The 1735-nt window shown below is 72.7% G+C and carries 1 protein-coding gene and 1 pseudogene; both read left to right on the top strand.

Annotated elements, in window-relative coordinates:
- Positions 1 to 124 precede the first annotated feature (124 nt).
- Positions 125 to 1582, top strand: a complete 1458-nt coding sequence (locus GTR00_RS20265; RefSeq protein ID WP_323132642.1) for an FAD-dependent oxidoreductase — start codon at positions 125 to 127, stop codon at positions 1580 to 1582.
- Positions 1583 to 1735 (top strand): annotated as a pseudogene (locus GTR00_RS26515) (electron transfer flavoprotein subunit beta); the annotation flags it as partial.

Raw genomic sequence — 1735 nt, 5'->3', positions numbered from 1 at the left:
GCCTAACGGCACGCGCCGCTCGCGCCGGACGGCAGCATGCTGCCGTCCGGCGCGAGCGGCGCGTGCCGTTAGGCTTGCCTGAGCAGTTCGACAGATGGCGTCGAGACGAAGGACACCAGATCCCGTGAGCACCCAGCGTCCGCTGCGCGTGGCCGTCGTCGGAGCCGGACCGGCGGGCATCTACGCCTCGGACACCCTCTCCAAGGCCGACCTGTCCGCGACGGGCTTCGAGGGCGTGAGCATCGACCTCATCGAGCGCCTGCCCGCCCCGTTCGGCCTGGTCCGCTACGGCGTGGCGCCCGACCACCCCCGCATCAAGCAGATCATCGTCGCCCTGGAGAAGGTCCTGGGCCGCGGCGACATCCGCCTGCTGACGAACGTGGACTTCGGCACCGACGTCACCCTGGAGGAGCTGCGGCGCCACTACGACGCCGTGGTCTTCTCCACCGGCTCCATCAAGGACGCCGCGCTGGCGATCCCGGGGGTGGACCTGCCGGAGAGCCACGGCGCCGCCGACTTCGTCTCCTGGTACGACGGGCACCCGGACTACCCGCGCGAGTGGCCGCTGGAGGCCTCCACCGTGGCCGTGCTGGGCGCCGGCAACGTCGCCCTGGACGTGGCGCGCATGCTCGCCAAGCACGCCGACGACCTGCTGCCCACGGAGATCCCGGACAACGTCTACCGGGGCCTGAAGGCCTCCAAGGTCACCGACGTGCACGTCTTCGCCCGCCGCGGCCCGGCGCAGGTGAAGTTCTCCCCGCTGGAGCTGCGCGAGCTGGGGCACGTGCCCGACGTCGACGTCCTCGTCGACCCGGAGGACTTCGAGTTCGACGAGGGCTCGATGGCCGCGATCGACTCCTCCAACCAGACCAAGCAGGTCGTCAAGACCCTCACGGACTGGACGCTGAAGGAGGGCGACGGCACCGCCTCGCGCCGCATCCACCTGCACTTCCTGCACGCGCCGGTCGAGGTCGTGGGCACCGACGGCCACGTCAGCGCGCTGCGCACCGAGCGCACCCGCCTGAGGGGCGACGGCACGGTCGAGGGCACCGGGGACCTGCACACCTGGGACGTGCAGGCCGTCTACCGCGCGGTGGGCTACTTCGGCTCCCCGCTGCCGGGCGTGCCCTTCGACGAGCTCAAGGGCGTCATCTCCAACCACGAGGGCCGCGTGCTGACCCCCGAGGGCGAGACCGTCCCCGGCGTGTACTGCACCGGCTGGATCAAGCGCGGGCCGGTCGGCCTCATCGGGCACACCAAGTCCGACGCCTCCGAGACCGTGCGCCACCTGGTCTCCGACGCCGCCTCGTTCGCCCCGGCCCCCGAGCCGGACCCGGAGGCGGTGCTGGAGACGCTGCGCGGCAAGGGCGTGGAGGTGCTCACCTGGAGCGACTGGGAGGTCCTGGACGCCTACGAGCGGGCGCTGGGCGCCCCCCACGGGCGCCAGCGCGTCAAGGTCGTCTCCCGCGAGGAGATGGTCAAGTTCTCGCGCGAGGTGATCGCGGAGGCCGAGGCGGAGACCGAGGCGAAGGCGGAGGCCCGCGCCGACGCCGCCGCCCGCGCCGCCGGGGACGGGGCCTGAGTGCGCGTCGTCGTCTGCGTCAAGCACGTCCCCGACATCCAGTCGGCCCGCTCCTTCCGCGAGGACGGGCTGCTGGCCCGCGGGGGCAGCGACGACACCCTCAACGAGCTCGACGAGGACGCCCTGGAGGCGGGGCTGCGGCTGGTGGAGGCC

This window comes from Kineococcus indalonis, assembly GCF_009906395.1.
GTDB classification, from domain to species: domain Bacteria; phylum Actinomycetota; class Actinomycetes; order Actinomycetales; family Kineococcaceae; genus Kineococcus; species Kineococcus indalonis.
The sequence above is the reverse complement of the archived record's forward strand: the minus strand, read 5'-3'. Positions and strand labels throughout refer to the sequence as shown.